Genomic DNA, 15,326 nt, shown 5'->3' with positions numbered 1-15,326 from the left:
GGTGGCGGATGCGGTGCTACGGGACCGGTCAGCGGCCCCAGACGGTCTCGGCGACGCGCCGTACGTTGCCTCCGGCCAGCTTGGCCACGTCCGCTTCGGAGTAGCCGCGGTCGAACAGCCACCGGATCATATTGCCGACGGCCTCCGCGGGGTTCTCACAGCCCCGTACGTACTCGACCTCCTCGTGCGGCGGCAGTTCGGGGGCCTTGCCGTCGTGCGCGTCGTCCTTGCCGAAGAGCGGGGCGAACGTCCGGTGCCAGGCGGTGTGATCGCCGAAGTTGGTGTCCGGGCCGAAGGCCACGTGGTCGATGCCGACCAGATCGATACAGCGCTCGATGTGCTCCATCACCGAGTCCAGATCGTGCCGGGGGTGCCGGGCGGTGACGGTCGTGTGCGGCGCCGCCTCGACGCCGATGAACCCGCCGGACCCGGCGCAGGCCCGGATCACATCGTCGGGCTTCATCCGCGGGGTCGGCCACAGCGCCCGGGACCCGGCGTGGGTGATCACCACGGGGGCGGTGGAGCGGCGCACGGCGTCCAGGGCCGTCGCGTCCCCGCTGTGCGAGACATCGACGATGATCCCGAGGTCGTTCATCCGGCGCAGCGCCCGGCGGCCGAGCAGGGTCAGACCGGTGTCCCCGGCGTCGGCGAGCCCCGAACCCAGCTGGTTGCTCTCGCTGTAGACCAGGCCGAGCAGCCGTACGCCCAGACCGTAGAGCAGATCGAGCCGGTCGATGTCATTGCCGATGGGGGAGGCGGACTCCAGGGTCAGCACCACCCCCACCTGGTGGCCGGCCCGCGCCCGGTCGGCGTCCTCGAGGGTGCGGACGGGCGCCACCAGCCGCTGGTGGGCGAGGTCCGCCTGGCGCATGGCCAGATCGCTGACCGCGTCGTCCCAGTCCCAGGGGGCATGGGAGCGGATCATGCTCACCGCGGCCGGGCCGCCGTCGAAGAACAGGTCCACCCCCGAGTGGGCGATGCCCTCGTAGGGGATCGACTCCCGGCCCTGGCGGCGGTACGCGGCGAAGTCGCCCGGATCGGCGGGGCGCAGCGAGAGATGGTCATGGGCGGAGATCACCAGATGGCGCTCCTCGAAGTCCCGCGCGCGGGCCTCGACGTCCTCGCTCCACGTCAGCGCGGCCCCGGGGACCCGTCCGAGCGCGGGCGCCAGCTCGAAGGCGCGGTAGTCCTCCCCGGCCGCCAGGTACTGGTACGAGCGGTAGGAGTCCCACAGCTTCAGGCGCCGGGCGGTCTTGGCGGGCAGGGGGAGTTCGGTGCTCATGGGCTGACCTTCGACAGGAACATGCGGGTGCGGTCGTGTGCGGGAGCGCGCAGCAGCGCCTCCGGGGTGCCCTGCTCGACGATCCGGCCGTCGTCCATGAAGACGATCCGGTCGGCCACATCGGCGGCGAAGCGCATCTCATGGGTGACGACGACCAGCGTCATGCCGTCGCGGGCCAGGTCCTTGATGACGTTGAGCACCTCCTGCACCATCTCGGGGTCCAGGGCGGAGGTCGGCTCGTCGAAGAGCATCACCTTGGGGCGCATCGCCAGGGCGCGGGCGATGGCCACTCGCTGCTGCTGGCCGCCGGAGAGCTTGTCGGGATAGCTGTCCAGCTTGTGGGCGAGCCCCACCCGGGTCATCAGCTCCACGGCCCGTGCGTCGGCCGCGGCCTTGGAGAGCCCGAGCACCCGGCGCGGGGCCTCCACGATGTTCTCGCGGGCGGTGAGGTGCGGGAACAGATTGAAACTCTGGAACACCATGCCCATCGCCGAGCGCTGGGCGGCCAGCTCCCGGGCGCCGAGGTCGTGCAGGGTGCGCCCGCGCAGCTGATAGCCGATTACGCTGCCGTCGACCACCACCACGCCCTGGTCGGGCACTTCGAGGTGGTTGACACAGCGCAGCAGCGTGCTCTTTCCGGATCCGGAGGGACCGATCAGGCAGACCGTCTCACCTCGGTGGATATCCAGGGAGATGCCGTGCAGCACCTCGGTTCCGCGGAACGACTTGCGGATCCCGCGCAGGGAGACGATGGCCTGCGATTCCATTTGCGATGCCGCGGTCATACCGAGTGCTCGATCCTCTTCACTCTCCCGGCCTTGTCGGCCGAAATCAGGGTGTGTCGTCCCAGACGTCGCTCCAGGCGCTGCTGAAGAAGAGTAATGGCGCCAGTGATGATCATGTACCAAATGGCGGCAACGATCAACAGGGGAACGGTCTGGAAGTTCTTGGCGTAAATCAGCTGGACCGAGTACAGCAGGTCGGCCAGGGTGATCACGCTGACCAGAGAGGTGGCCTTGAGGAGAGATATCAGCTCATTTCCCATCGGAGGGACGATCACCCGCAGCGCCTGGGGGAGGGTGATGCGGAAGAAGATCTGAGCCGGCGTCAACCCCAGTGCGGAGGCCGCCTGACGCTGTCCATCGGGCACGGCAAGCAGTCCGGATCGGATCAACTCCGCGATGTACGCGGTCTCGTGGAGGGTCAGACCGATGATCGCGGCGGTCAGCGGGCCGATGACGCTGTTCGCATCGAAGGTGACGAAACGCGGCCCCCAGGGAATTCCGAGGGACAGCGTCGGAAAGAGGGCCGCGAGGTTGTACCAGAAAAGCAGCTGCACCAGCATCGGAATGCTGCGGAAAACCCAGATGAAGGCGGCCGCGACCGTGGACATAAGTCGGGAGTCGCCCATGCGCATCAGTGCGACCACGGTGCCGCACACCAATGAGAGCACCATTGTCACCGCGGTCATTCCCATACTGACCCCGATGCCCTTCATCACCCGGATCTCGAAGAAGTATTTGCCGACGGTTTCCCACTCGAAACGAGGGTTGGTGAATATCGTGGTCACCGCCATCGCGGCCAGTACCAGCACGATCGCATTGGCCACCAGAAGTCCGGGACGCCGTCGCTTCGCGCGTTTGAGCACGGACGGCTCGGGTAGTGCGTCGACGTTCAGGACTTTGGTCATGGTGTGCCTTCGGACGGTCGGGTCGCGGCAGAATTACCGCATCCTAAAACCGCACCCACGGGCGCCCGGCAACAGTTGACACAGAACGGTCAACCGTAAACGGGGGAATGCGTCCGTCCGCCCGGAGCGGCCGGGCGGACGGACGGACGCGCATTGGCGGAGGGCGCTCCGCCGGGCCTACAGCCCCTTTTCGAACGGAAGCGGACCGATGGTCTCCGGGTCGGCCGAGACATCGAACAGCGGGGTGTAGCCGGTGGCCAGATACAGCCCGCGCGCCTCCGGCTGGCGGGGCCCGGTGGTGAGGTGGATCCGGCGGTAGCCGCGCTCGGCGGCCGACCGCTCCAGCTCCGCCACCACCCGGCGGGCCAGCCCGCGCCGCCGGTGGCCCGAGTGCGTCCAGATCCGCTTGAGCTCCGCCGTCCGCTCGTCGTACCGCCGGTACGCGCCCCCGGCGACCGGCTCACCGCCCTCCAGCAGCAGAAGCAGCTCCCCGTGCGGCGCGGCGAACTCCTCGGCCGGATAGCGGTTCAGCTCACCGTCGGCCGCCCTGCCGTAGCGGGTGGCGTACTCATGCGCCAGCTCGCGCAGCAACGGCTCGACCCGCGGGTCGTCCACGGTCACCCGGACCACCGTCAGCTGGGGCTGGGGCGGGGGCTCGGCCACGGAGGTCATCAGCGCACCGCCGCGAGGGTCTGCGGGCCCCGGACCGCGCGCGCTCGGCGTCCCGCTTGGCGAACGTCTTCGCGGCGAGTGGCGATGTACGTGGGATCGGGCGAGCCGGAGCCGCAGGCGTCGTTGGTGGCGGCGATGCCGAGGAACTCCACGGGCATGGGGGTGACCTTTCGGAGGGCGAAGAAGCCGAGGAAGGCGGGACGGCGGGAAGCGCCACGGACCCGGGAAGCGGCGTTGGCCTACCGGGGGTGATGACGCGTCAGGCGCGGGAAGCGAGGGCGAGGGGCCCGGGATGAGAGGAGGGCGGCCGGTCGGGCGGCCCGCCGCGGGTCAGCCGGAACAGGAGGCGGACCACACCCGACCGAAGTCGATGTGGTCGCGGGTGACCAGGGGCAGCTCAGTCCTCACTCGCATCATTCAGCACCTCAGGGGCCCGTTCCGTCAACAGCCGTCCACATGATGGCCCGTATGCGCCCTGTCACGACAAAGCCGCCCGTATTCTCCTCCGCCGCCGAGTGGGCGGGCAGGGGGTACGGACGGCTGTGGCCCCGCCACGCGGCGGCGCCGCATACCGATGCCGCGGGCTCAGCGGCCCGCCACCGGCTCCGGTGTGCCCGGTCGTTCCGAGGTGGCCGTGCGCCGGTCCGGACCGCGGCCCGGCAGCAGCGAGGCGACCGCGAGCGCCACCAGCGCGGCGCCGCCGCCGATCGCGAAGGCGGTGCGGAAGCCGTCCAGGGACGGGAGCTCGACGGGCCCGAACTCGGTGGTCATATGGGCGAGGACGACGCCGACCACCGCACTGGCGGTCGAGGTGCCGATGGACCGCATCAGGGTGTTGAGCCCGTTGGCCGCGCCCGTCTCGGACACCGGCACCGCCGACATGATCAGCGCGGGCATGGCGGAGTACGCGAGGCCGATCCCGGCGCCGATCACACACGAGATGACCACGATCTGCCACACGGCGTCCATCAGGAAGATGCCCATGCCGTAGCCGACGGCGATCACCGCGGCGCCGAGCATCAGCGAGGTCTTGGGCCCCCGGGTGGCCGTGATCCGCGCGGACAGCGGGGAGATCGCCATCATCACCAGACCGGACGGGCCCAGGCACAGACCGGCGGTCATCATCGACTGGCCCAGTCCGTACCCCGTGGCCTCGGGCATCTGGAGCAGCTGCGGCAGCACCAGCGACATCCCGAACATCGCGAAGCCGATGACGATGGAGGCCAGATTGGTCAGCAGCACCTGACGGCGCACGGTGGTGCGCAGATCCACCAGCGGTCCGCTCACCCGCAGCTCCCACCGGCTCCACAGCAGCAGCACGACCACCGCCGCGGCGAACAGCCCGGTGGTGACACCGCTGGCCCAGCCCCAGTCGGCGCCCTTGGAGATGGCCAGCAGCAGACACAGCAGCCCGGCCGACAGCCCGAGGGCGCCCACCAGGTCGAACCGCCCGCCGCCGCGCACGGGGGACTCCGGCACGACCGCCAGCACCAGCGCGACCACCACCGCGCCCAGGCTCGCCGAAACCCAGAACAGCACATGCCAGTCGGCGTGTTCGGCCAGCGCCGCGGCGCCGGGCAGACCGAGGGCGCCGCCGACGCCCAGCGAGGAGCTCATCAAGGCCATCGCCGAGCCGAGCCGTTCGGCGGGCAGCTCATCGCGCATGATGCTGATGCCCAGCGGGATCACGCCCGCGGAGAAGCCCTGGAGCGCACGGCCGACGATCATCGGCGCGAGCGTGTCGGAGAGCGCGCACACCACCGAGCCGACCACCAGCATCGCCAGGCTGAGCAGCAGTGTCCGCCGCTTGCCGTACATGTCGCCGAGCCGGCCGAGCACCGGGGTGGCCACGGCGCCGGCGAGCAGGGTGGCGGTGATCGCCCAGGAGGCGTCCGAAGCCGAGCTGTGCAGCAGCTCCGGAAGGTCCGGGACCAGCGGCACCACCAGGGTCTGCATCAGGGAGACGACGATCCCGCCGAACGCCAGGACGGCGACCACCGGGCCGGAGCGCGGCGGGTGGGCGGTCATCGCCGCTTCGGGGGTATCGGGGGTCGGAGGTGAGGAAGTCACGGTGGTCCTTCGTCGGGGCATGGCCGATTCACATCAGTGCCGCAGCAGTGTCGCACAATTTTGTGTAACTGGTACGTCAAATATGGGCGCCCCGGTCGTCCGGCGGCGCCTCGGCCATGTCGCGGTAGATCTCCCGCAGTTCACGCTTGAGGATCTTGCCGCTGGGATTCTTCGGCAGCGCCTCGGTGAGCCGTGTAGTGGGGCAGGAGAAGCCGGATCGGCGCCGGGCGGTCCGGCGTCTGCCAGGGGAGAGCTGAGGGCGATCTCCAGGGGCTGCGGGGTCACGGAGTTGGGGTGTTCGCCGGTCCGTAGCGGCTTGGATGGTCACTCGTTCGAGTAGGTCTGCCGGACTAGGGAGTGCCAAGCGAATGATGACGCTACGTTGGCGACATGACTACGCTAAGTGAAGCTGGTAAGTCTGGGCATACCCGGTACACGTACCGGCTTCGTGTGTCGTCGACCGCTGGTGGGGCACTGCTGGCGGAGTGGGACCGGTGTCGGTGGATCTGGAACGAATGCGTCGCCAAGTCCAAGGCCGCGTGCATCAGCGCAGCAAGGCGAGCGGCGAGAAGCTGACGTGCGGTCCGGCCCAGCTCGACAGGATGCTGACGCAGGCCCGGCGTAGCACTCCTTGGCTTGCGGAGGGCGCGAGTGTTCCGCAGCAGCAGGTGATCCGCGCTTTTTCCACGGCGCGGGCCAAGGCATTGAAGGACGTCAAGGACCGGCTGCCGGTGCGCCGCCGGGCGGGGATGCCGCGCTGGAAGACCAAGCGGGACGCCCGGCTGAGTTTGAACTACACCCGTCGTGGCTTCCGTCTCAAGGGCGGGCGCCTGCACCTGGCCGGGGACATCGTGTTGACCGTGGTGTGGTCGCGGCACCTTCCGGCCGAGCCGTCGAGTGTGCGCGTGTACCAGGACACGCTCGGGCACTGGTACGCCTCGTTCGTCGTCCCGGCACAGCGGGAACCCCTGCCCGCGACCGGGCGTGTGCTCGGGGTGGACTGGGGTGTGAAGGAGATAGCGACCACCACCTCCGACGCACACGACCTTCCGCACCCCGGACACGGGCGCAAGGCTGCGCAGCGGCTTGCCCGCTACCAGCGGATGATGGCCCGGCGCCGCCGGAAGGGACAAGCACAGTCCAAGGGCTACCGGACCGCCCAGGCGCGGGCGGCGAAGCTGCACAAGAAGATCACGCGGCAGCGTGAGGACACCGCCCGTAAATGGGCCAAGCGTGTGGTGCGCGACCATGACGCGGTAGCGGTGGAGGACTTCCGGCCGAAGTTCCTGGCCAGGACAACCATGGCGCCGAAGGCCGCCGATGCCGCGATCGGCGCCACCAAGAAGGCGCTCGTGGGGATGGCCCGCGAGCGCGGGCGCATCGTGCACTTGGTGCACCCCGCGCAAACGACCATGGAGTGCGCATCGTGCGGAGCGAGAACCAAGCACGCACTGCCTCTTTCGGAACGAACCTATGCTTGCACGGTGTGTGGAGCCGTATCCCCTCGGGATAAGAACTCCGCCCGCGTGATGCTGGTCCGGGCTGGTCTGAACCCGGACGGTGCTGAGGGCGTAAGACCGTCTGGACCGCTGGTCCAGGTGGCGGCCTGAGCCGTAGATCCCCACTCGACCCTGAGGGCTGGAATCCCCGCCCTTCAGGGAGGGGAGCAGTCAACGCCTCGATCCAGTACGGATGCGGCACCCCGAACACCGCGGCTTCCGCGGCCGACGGATGGACGTGGCCCACCTCCTCCACCTCGCGCCCCGAAGGCACACGCGCGGATCGGACGCGGTCATCGTCAGATCTCCCGGGGGTCCGGATGGGCCGGACGGGTCGTCATCCCGGCACGGCGTGGGATGGCGTCCAATGCCTCGGACCGCCACGAGCGGCGCCCGAGCGACCTTGCGTAGCCTTGGGGCCTGGTACGACGGGGGCGAGTGAAAGGACACCGGATGGCCGGGACCGTGGAGGGGACCGTCCGCAGAGGACGTGGGCGCCCGCCCCGTCTGTCGCGCGAGCAGATCGTCCGCAGCGCCGCGGAGCTCGCGGTCCGCGAGCCGGAGACCGCGCTGACCGTCAAGAGGGTCGCCGAGGCGGTCGGCTCCGCCCCCATGGCGCTCTACCGCTACTTCCCCGACCGTGACGACCTCCTCCAGGCCGTGGCCGACCGCGTCCTGGCCGAGGCCCAGCACAAGGATCCGCCGGGGGAGACCTGGCAGGAGCGGCTGCGGGCCTGGATGCACAACAGCCGCGACTATCTGCTGCCCTACCGCCAGCTGCTCCCCTATATGGCCGCCACCCAGCAGCCCGCCCGGATCTCCTCCCTGGTGACCATGACCCGGATGCTGCGCCCCCTGAAGCTGACCGAGGACGATCTCGCGCTGGCCGTGGCCCTCATCGGCTCCACCGTCATCGGCCACGCGGTCTACGAGACCCACCGCGGCCCGGTCTCCGCCCGCAAGCTGGACGCCCTGAGCGAGGCGCTGGCCCTCTACCCTCCGGACGAGCGGGAGGCGGTGGCCCCGCTGCTGGCCCGGCTGCCGCAGGCGTACAGCAGGCTGTACGACGTGGTGGTGGACCGTACGGTGGCCGCCGTCGAGGCGCTGGCGGCGGAATGACCCGCCCCGGGGACACACGCCCCGGAACGGGTCACCACCATGGGCCGAGCCGTGCGGCTAGGCAGGTCGGAGGAAGTCCGCTACGGTTCGGGCAGCGCCCCGAAGGGGCGCGGGGAACTGCGCGACCAGCCACGACGGCGCCGCAGTCGGCCGACGACCCATCGCGGCACGTCCCGCGGAGCGCTTAGCCGGTGCACTCCATGGACGCCGGGTCCGCCGCGTCGCGGATCAGCGCCTGATGGGCCTGGCGCAGCCGCTTCACATCGGGCTTGATCTCCTTGCGGTCATAGGTGAGCAGCCCGTTGAGCTCGCCCTCCACATCCGTGATCTGGGTGTAGACGGCCCCGCTGCTGCCGTTGCACGCCACCAGCCCGCGCACCTTGTCCAGGAGCTTCAGATACTCGTCGGTGTACTTGTCCTTGTCCACGCCGACATAGGTGTGCTGCACGGGCCAGGCATGCCCCGGGACGGCCAGGCCAAGGCCGCCGTACTCGCCGGTGACCCCCGCCCGTGAGGCGTCCGGACGTGGATCGCCGGGGCCGGGGTAGGCGTGGATGTCGGCGAGGTCGCCGTTGCCGGTGTCGTTCCAGCCGCTGGCGCCGTTGATGAGCCGGCTGGGGTCCCAGCCCTTCGCGAGCGTCGGCACCTTCGGGCCGCCGTACTGGCCCCAGCCCTCGTTGAAGGTCACCCAGATGACGATCGACGGACTGCTGATGTGCTGGTCGATCATCCGCTTCATCTCGTGCTCGTACTGCGCCTGCGCCTTCTCGGACGGGGTGACCGTGTTCATGGCGGGCATGTCCTGCCACACCATCAGGCCCAGCCGGTCGGCCCAGTAGTACCAGCGGTCGGGCTCGACCTTGATGTGCTTGCGCACCGAGTTGAAGCCCATGCTCTTGTGCATCTTCAGGTCGTACGCGAGGGCCTCGTCGGTCGGCGCGGTGTGCAGCCCGTCGGGCCAGAACCCCTGGTCGAGGGTGGCCATGGAGAAGATCGGCTTTCCGTTGAGCACGGTGCGCTGCTTGCCGTCCACCTCCTTGACGGCGATGCTCCGCATGCCGAAGTAGCTCTCCACCCGGTCCGCCGAGGCGCCCCGTCCGACCGTCACCTTCAGCTGGTACAGATGCGGATCGTCGGGGGACCACAGATGCGGGGAGGGCACGGGGACGGTCAGCGGCTTTCCGGTGCGCCCGGTGGCGGTGCCGACCACGCGCCGCCCGTCGTAGGCGGTCGCGGTGACCGGGACGCCGTCCCGCACCCCGCGGACCTCGGTGGTGAGGGCCTTACCGGGGACGTCCGGGGTGAGCTTGAGGGTGTCCACGTGGTCGGTGGCGACCGGCTCCATCCAGACGGTCTGCCAGATCCCGGAGGAGGGGGTGTAGAAGATGCCGCTGGGGTCGAGGCGCTGCTTGCCCATCGGCGGGTTCTCGCCGTCGGCCGCGTCGGTCGGGTCGTAGACGCCGACGATCAGCTCCTGGGTGCGGCCCGGACGCAGGGCGCCGGTGACATCGGCGCTGAACCGGTCGTAGCCGCCGCGGTGGTCGGCCACCCGGGTGCCGTTCACATACACCTCGGCCTGCCAGTCGACGGCGTCGAAGTTCAGCCGCAAGCGCTTGTCCTGGCCGACCTTCCAGTCGGCCGGGACGGTGAAGGTCCGCCGGTACCACATGCGGTCCTCATGGCGCTCCACACCGGAGAGCTTGGACTCCACCGGGTACGGCACCAGGACGCGCTCCTTGAGCTTCTGCCCGACCGGGGGCTTCTGCCCCTCCTTCGCGGCGGCGAACTCCCAGCTGCCGTTGAGGTTGTGCCACTGATCGCGGGTCAGCTGGGGGCGCGGGTACTCGGGGTGGGCGTTGTCCGGGCCGACGTCCTTGGCCCAGGGCGTGCTCAGCTGATACGTCGACTTGTTGCCGCCGAAGGAGACATACGGGTCGATGGCGCCGTCGCCGTCCTCGAGGCCGCCCTCGCCGTCGTAGCGCACCACGGCCTCGCCGCCGTGGCCGACCACCGGCTCCTTCAGGGAGAGCAGCAGCCGGGACGGATCGGCCGCGTCCAGCCGGGCGCGCCCGAGCGGCCAGGCCGCGCCGCCGATGACGGCGGACAGATGCGACGTCAGATCGGCCGGGGGAGCGGTCAGGGGCCGGGCGAAGTCCAGCAGCAGCGTCCGGCCGTCGGGCTGGACGGCGCTGGCCACCGGGCCGTCGTAGTCGAAGTCGGCGGGCAGCCGGAAGGCGGACGCGGGCACGGGCGCCTTGGCCGCGCCCGGCGGGGTCCAGGACAGGTGGAAGTTGGAGCCGCCGTAGTGCTCGAAGTACTCGACCTTGATGTCATACGCCTTGCCCGCGGTGAGCTCGACGGGCTGCGAGGTCTGCTCCTTGTCCCAGTCGTCCACCCAGTGGTCGATGACCGGTTTGCCGTCGATCCACAGCCGGAAGCCGTTGTCGGCGGTGATCGAGAAGGTGTGCGCACCGGAGCGCTCCGGTGTGATCTGGCCGGTCCAGCGGACGCTGACGTCGTCGGACCGTCCGGTGGTGGCCTGTAGCCGCGGCTCCAGATTGCCGAAGTCGAGGGCGGGGTCGAGGCTGGTGGCCTTCAGCTCGTGGAAGTCGAAGGCCCCCGGGGCGGACTGGAGGTAGTAGTCGCCGCGGAGGCCATGGACGACCGAGGGATCGTCGGAGGGGGTGTCGGCCGCGGCCGGACCGGGGGCGGTCAGCAGACCGAGCGCGCCAAGCGCCAGGGTCACGGTCGCGACCACGGATCTGGCGAAAGATGAACGAAAACGCACATGTCCTCCTTGCTGGAACAGCTTTGTGGCTGCTGCTGGGACAAGTGGGGCGCCGCCATTGCGCCATCTCCAACAGAACCTGTCAATAGTGAACGCAAGGCAACAGCTTGGCTGTTGGGTACTGAGCCTTGACGGGAATGCGCTTTCTTCCTAGCGTGCTTGTTCATAGATGTGATCGATATTCAACAAGCTGCACTGAGGAGGCCCGTGATGGGGCGACGGATCGTGGTGTCGGGCGGCGGTACCGGCATAGGACTGGCGACCGCGGAGACCTTCGCCGCCGAGGGTGACCGGGTGGTCATCCTCGGACGCCGCGCCGAGGTGCTGCGCGCCGCGGCGGACAAGCTGAACGCCGCCTACGGCGCCGACCTGGTCACCTGGACCAGCGCGGACCTCAGCGACCCGGAGCAGACCCGGCGCGCCGCCGAGTTCATCACCGCGGACGGTGGGGGCGGTGGCGTCGATGTCCTCGTCACCAACGCCGGCGGCAATGTCGCGCCCTCCAACGACGGCACCCTCGAGGGCATCGCCGGTCAGTACCAGCGGAACTTCGAGGCCAACGTGCTGACCGCCGTGCTGCTCACCGAGGCGCTGCTGCCCCACCTCACCCGGCCCGGCGGCCGGATCGTCCACCTGTCCTCGGTCGCGGCGCTGCGCGGCCCCGGATCGTACGGCGGCACCAAGGCCGCGCTGCACACCTACACCTTCGAGCTGGCCAAGCGGCTCGGCCCGGAGGGCGTCACCGCCAACGCGGTGGCCCCCGGCTATGTCGAGGACACCGAGTTCTTCGGCGAGCGCGGCACCCCCGAGTTCATCGCCCAGCAGATCGGGCAGACGCTCACCGGACAGCCCGGCACACCCGTCGAGATCGCGGCCGCCATCCGCTATCTGGCCTCCCCGGAGGCCGCGTATGTCACCGGCCAGGTGCTGCACATCAACGGTGGGGCGCAGTACGGCCGCTGACCCGGTCCCACCCCGGACAGGGGGCGGGGAACCGGATCCGCGCTAGGGCCGTACGGCCCTGGAGCAAGGGCCGCGCAGCCCTGCCGCCGCGTTCCGGCCATGGTCCACTCTGGTCCTCCACACAGGTGGGGGGAAGACGGACGGACGGCCGCGCCGAAGGAGTCAGCTCGCTGACTCCAAACCATCTTCGGGCGCGGCCGCCCGTCCGTCCTGCGTTATTCACCACGCACCAACGCAAGGGGGGACTCATGTCCGCACACACCGCCCGCATCGGCGCGGCACTCGCCGCCGGCTGCGCGATCGCCCTGCTGTACCCGGCCACACCCGCCGGGGCCGCGGGCTCCGTACACCTTTCCAAGATCTACTACGACTCGCCCGGTACGGACAACCGGAGCAACTCCAGCCTCAACGGCGAGTACGTCCAGATCAAGAACTCCACCTCGCGCGGGGTCAGCCTCAAGGGCTGGGTGCTCGTCGATTCGAGCAACCACAAGTACACCTTCCCCGGCTACACCCTCGGCGCGGGCAAGACCGTGACCGTCCGGACCGGCTCCGGCTCCGACACCTCGGCCACCAAGTACCAGGACCGCCGGGCGTACGTCTGGAACAACGACCGCGACAAGGCCACCCTCCGCAAGACCGGCGGCTCCACGGTCGACACCTGCTCGTACAACAACAGCCGGGTCGACTACACCAACTGCTGAGCGCGCGCCGCGCGGGGGCGCGGCGCAGCCGGTGAAGTCCTCCGGCCCGGACCACAATGGGGGTGTCGAGGAGGAGAGCCGGTGAGCGGCCGTGTCGGACTGGGTGTGGGAGTACGAGGGCTACGAGCCCGGCGAGGAGCGGCTGCGGGAGTCGCTGTGCACGCTCGGCAACGGCTATGCCGCCACCCGGGGCGCGGCCCCCGAGACGGCCGCCGATGACACCCACTACCCCGGCACCTATGTGGCGGGCTGCTACAACCGGCTGACCTCGGTGGTCGGCGGGCGCCAGGTCGAGAACGAGGACATGGTCAACCTGCCGAACTGGCTGCCGCTGCGCTACCGCGTCCGCGACCCGGGCCGGTCCGCGGGCCCCGGCGGCTGGCTCACCCCCGACGGGGACGAGCTCACCGGTTACCGGCAGACCCTCGACCTCCGGCACGGCACCCTCATGCGGCGGCTGCGGTTCACCGACCGCCACGGCCGGGTGCTCCACGTCGAGCAGCGGCGCCTCGTCCACATGGGGGATCCGCATCTGGCGGCCCTGCGCACCACCTTTCGGGCCGAGGGCTGGTCCGGCACCGTCGAGCTGGAGTCGGGGCTCGACGGTGCCGTGGCCAACACCGGCGTGGCCCGCTACGGCGCGCTGGCCGGCCGCCATCTCGTCGACCACCGCACCGGCGCCGCGGGCCCCGACACCGTATGGCTGAGCTGCCGCACCACCAGCTCCGAGGTGCGGGTGGCCATGGCCGCGCGCACCCTGGCCGTGCGCGGCGGGACGCCCACCGGCACCGGGCAGCGGCTCACCCACAGCGCCGCGCTGCGCACCCTGGCCGTGCCGCTCGCGCCGGACGCCCCGGTCACCGTCGAGAAGACCGTGGCGTTCTACACCTCGAGGGACCCCGCGATCAGCGATCCGGTCCAGGCAGCCCTCGACGGGGTGGCCCGGGCGCCGGGGTTCGGGAAGCTGCTCGCCTCCCACCGCACCGCATGGGAACACCTGTGGCGCGACGCGGCGTTGGAGGTCTCCGGCGAGCCGGGCCACATCCTGCGGCTGCACCTGTTCCACATCCTCCAGACGCTCTCGCCGCACACCGCGGAGCTGGACGTGGGCGTCCCCGCCCGGGGCCTGCACGGCGAGGCGTACCGCGGACATGTCTTCTGGGACGAGCTGTTCGTACTGCCGTATCTGAACCTCCACTTCCCCGAGGTGTCCCGGGCCCTGCTGCACTACCGCCACCGGCGGCTGCCCCAGGCGTGCCGCGCCGCCGCGGACGCCGGGCGGGCCGGGGCGATGTACCCCTGGCAGAGCGGCAGCGACGGGCGCGAGGAGACCCAGACCCTGCATCTGAACCCGCGCTCCGGCCGCTGGCTGCCGGACAACTCACGGCTCCAGCACCATGTGGGCTCGGCGGTGGCGTACAACGTGTGGCAGTACTGCGAGGCCAGCGGCGACACCGAGTTCCTGCACACCAAGGGCGCGGAGATGCTGTTGCAGATCGCCCGCTTCTGGGCGGACACGGCGGTTCTCGACCCGGAGCGGGGGCGGTACCGGATCCGCGGGGTGGTCGGGCCCGATGAGTACCACGACGGGTACCCCGGCGCCGCCCGCCCCGGGATCGACGACAACGCGTACACCAACGTGACCGCCGCCTGGGTGCTCGACCGGGCCCTGGAGCTGGCCCGCACCCTGCCCGAGCCGCGCCGCCGGGCGCTGTTCGAGCGGGTGGGCCTGGACCGCGCGGAGCCGGAGCGCTGGGAGGACGTCTCCCGGCGGCTGCTGGTCCCCTTCCACCAGGGCGTCATCAGCCAGTTCGACGGCTACGGGGAGCTGGCCGAGCTCGACTGGGACGGCTACCGGGCCCGCTACGACGACATCCGCCGGATGGACCGGATCCTGGAGTCCGAGGGCGACTCCGTCAACCGCTACCAGGTCTCCAAGCAGGCCGACGCGCTGATGCTCGGCTATCTCTTCGGCCCCGCCGAGCTGTCCGGCCTCTTCCGGCGGCTCGGCTACGCCCTGGACGACGACATCTGGCGGGACACGGTGGCGTACTACCTGTCCCGGACCAGCCACGGCTCGACCCTCAGCGAGCTGGTGCACGGCTGGGTGCTGGCGCGGGCGCGCCGGGCCGAGGCATGGCGGCACTGCCAGGAGGCGCTGCTCGGCGATGTGGCGGACGTCCAGGGCGGCACCACCGGCGAGGGCATCCACCTCGGCGCCATGGGCGGCACCCTCGATCTGGTGCAGCGCGGGCTGACCGGCCTCGAGACCCGCGAGGACGCCCTGTGGCTGGACCCGGTGCCGCTGCCCGAGCCGTCCGGTCTCTCCGAGTACCGGTTCTCGATGCGCTATCGCGGCCACTGGGGCGTCGCGCTGCGGGTGCGGGCCGAGCGGCTGTGGATCAGCGTGCCGGACTCCGAGGAGCGCCCGATCGAGGTGCGGCTCGCCGACCGTTCGCTGACCGTGGCCCCGGGCGAGTCCCACTGGGTTCCGCTGCCACCGGGCTGAACCCGCCTGCCCGTTCAGCCGATTGCCCGC

Annotated in this window: 12 protein-coding genes and 1 pseudogene; 5 read left to right on the top strand and 8 right to left on the bottom strand. The window is 70.5% G+C overall.

The genetic code is table 11. The features are described 5' to 3' along the window. Nucleotides 1-28: 28 nt before the first annotated feature. The 7 genes from KHP12_RS09750 to KHP12_RS09720 all read right to left on the bottom strand — a co-directional run bounded on the left by KHP12_RS09750 (nt 29) and on the right by KHP12_RS09720 (nt 6,042). Complete coding sequence (locus KHP12_RS09750; RefSeq protein ID WP_086881800.1) at nt 29-1,282, bottom strand: dipeptidase; 1,254 nt, start codon at nt 1,280-1,282, stop codon at nt 29-31. Continuing rightward, nucleotides 1,279-2,067, bottom strand: coding sequence for an amino acid ABC transporter ATP-binding protein (locus tag KHP12_RS09745; RefSeq protein WP_086881799.1), 789 nt, complete (start codon nt 2,065-2,067; stop codon nt 1,279-1,281). The genes KHP12_RS09750 and KHP12_RS09745 overlap by 4 nt, the downstream gene beginning before the upstream one ends. Next, nucleotides 2,064-2,972: an amino acid ABC transporter permease gene (locus KHP12_RS09740; protein ID WP_086881798.1), complete on the bottom strand. Its 909-nt coding sequence runs from the start codon at nt 2,970-2,972 to the stop codon at nt 2,064-2,066. The genes KHP12_RS09745 and KHP12_RS09740 overlap by 4 nt, the downstream gene beginning before the upstream one ends. A gap of 177 nt (nt 2,973-3,149) precedes the next feature. Continuing rightward, complete coding sequence (locus KHP12_RS09735) at nt 3,150-3,644, bottom strand: GNAT family N-acetyltransferase (protein WP_086881797.1); 495 nt, start codon at nt 3,642-3,644, stop codon at nt 3,150-3,152. Continuing rightward, nucleotides 3,644-3,802 carry a hypothetical protein gene (locus KHP12_RS09730; RefSeq protein ID WP_167442488.1) on the bottom strand — a complete coding sequence of 53 codons (159 nt, stop codon included), beginning with the start codon at nt 3,800-3,802 and terminating at the stop codon, nt 3,644-3,646. Before KHP12_RS09730 ends, KHP12_RS09735 begins: the two co-directional genes overlap by 1 nt. A 427-nt stretch (nt 3,803-4,229) precedes the next feature. Continuing rightward, nucleotides 4,230-5,735 (bottom strand): MFS transporter, encoded by a 1,506-nt coding sequence (locus tag KHP12_RS09725; protein WP_372455187.1) that lies wholly within the window; start codon nt 5,733-5,735, stop codon nt 4,230-4,232. Nucleotides 5,736-5,790: 55 nt separating this feature from the next. Beyond that, nucleotides 5,791-6,042, bottom strand: coding sequence for a hypothetical protein (locus tag KHP12_RS09720; protein ID WP_211832568.1), 252 nt, complete (start codon nt 6,040-6,042; stop codon nt 5,791-5,793). 62 nt (nt 6,043-6,104) lie between these two features. Between KHP12_RS09720 and KHP12_RS09715 the strand changes: the two are divergent. Beyond that, a pseudogene (locus KHP12_RS09715) lies at nt 6,105-7,324 on the top strand (RNA-guided endonuclease InsQ/TnpB family protein). Nucleotides 7,325-7,666: 342 nt separating this feature from the next. Beyond that, entirely contained in the window at nt 7,667-8,332 is a 666-nt protein-coding gene (locus KHP12_RS09710) for a TetR/AcrR family transcriptional regulator (protein ID WP_086881795.1), read from the top strand. Nucleotides 8,333-8,516: 184 nt separating this feature from the next. Here KHP12_RS09710 and KHP12_RS09705 read toward each other — a convergent pair whose 3' ends face one another. After that, on the bottom strand, nt 8,517-11,078 hold the full coding sequence (locus KHP12_RS09705) for a PA14 domain-containing protein (protein WP_372455186.1): 2,562 nt from the start codon (nt 11,076-11,078) through the stop codon (nt 8,517-8,519). Between the two features lie 252 nt (nt 11,079-11,330). On the opposite strand from KHP12_RS09705, the gene KHP12_RS09700 reads away from it, so the two are divergent. The 3 genes from KHP12_RS09700 (at nt 11,331) to KHP12_RS09690 (ending at nt 15,296) form a co-directional block, all read left to right on the top strand. Beyond that, a complete protein-coding gene (locus tag KHP12_RS09700) occupies nt 11,331-12,083 on the top strand; it encodes an SDR family NAD(P)-dependent oxidoreductase (RefSeq protein WP_086881793.1) in 753 nt (250 codons plus the stop codon). Between the two features lie 248 nt (nt 12,084-12,331). Further along, a complete protein-coding gene (locus tag KHP12_RS09695) occupies nt 12,332-12,787 on the top strand; it encodes a lamin tail domain-containing protein (RefSeq protein ID WP_086881792.1) in 456 nt (151 codons plus the stop codon). A 91-nt stretch (nt 12,788-12,878) separates the two neighbouring features. After that, a complete protein-coding gene (locus tag KHP12_RS09690) occupies nt 12,879-15,296 on the top strand; it encodes a glycoside hydrolase family 65 protein (RefSeq protein ID WP_211832564.1) in 2,418 nt (805 codons plus the stop codon). Nucleotides 15,297-15,326 lie beyond the last annotated feature (30 nt).

The organism is Streptomyces asiaticus (assembly GCF_018138715.1).
Lineage (GTDB): Bacteria > Actinomycetota > Actinomycetes > Streptomycetales > Streptomycetaceae > Streptomyces > Streptomyces asiaticus.
The sequence above is the reverse complement of the archived record's forward strand: the minus strand, read 5'-3'. Positions and strand labels throughout refer to the sequence as shown.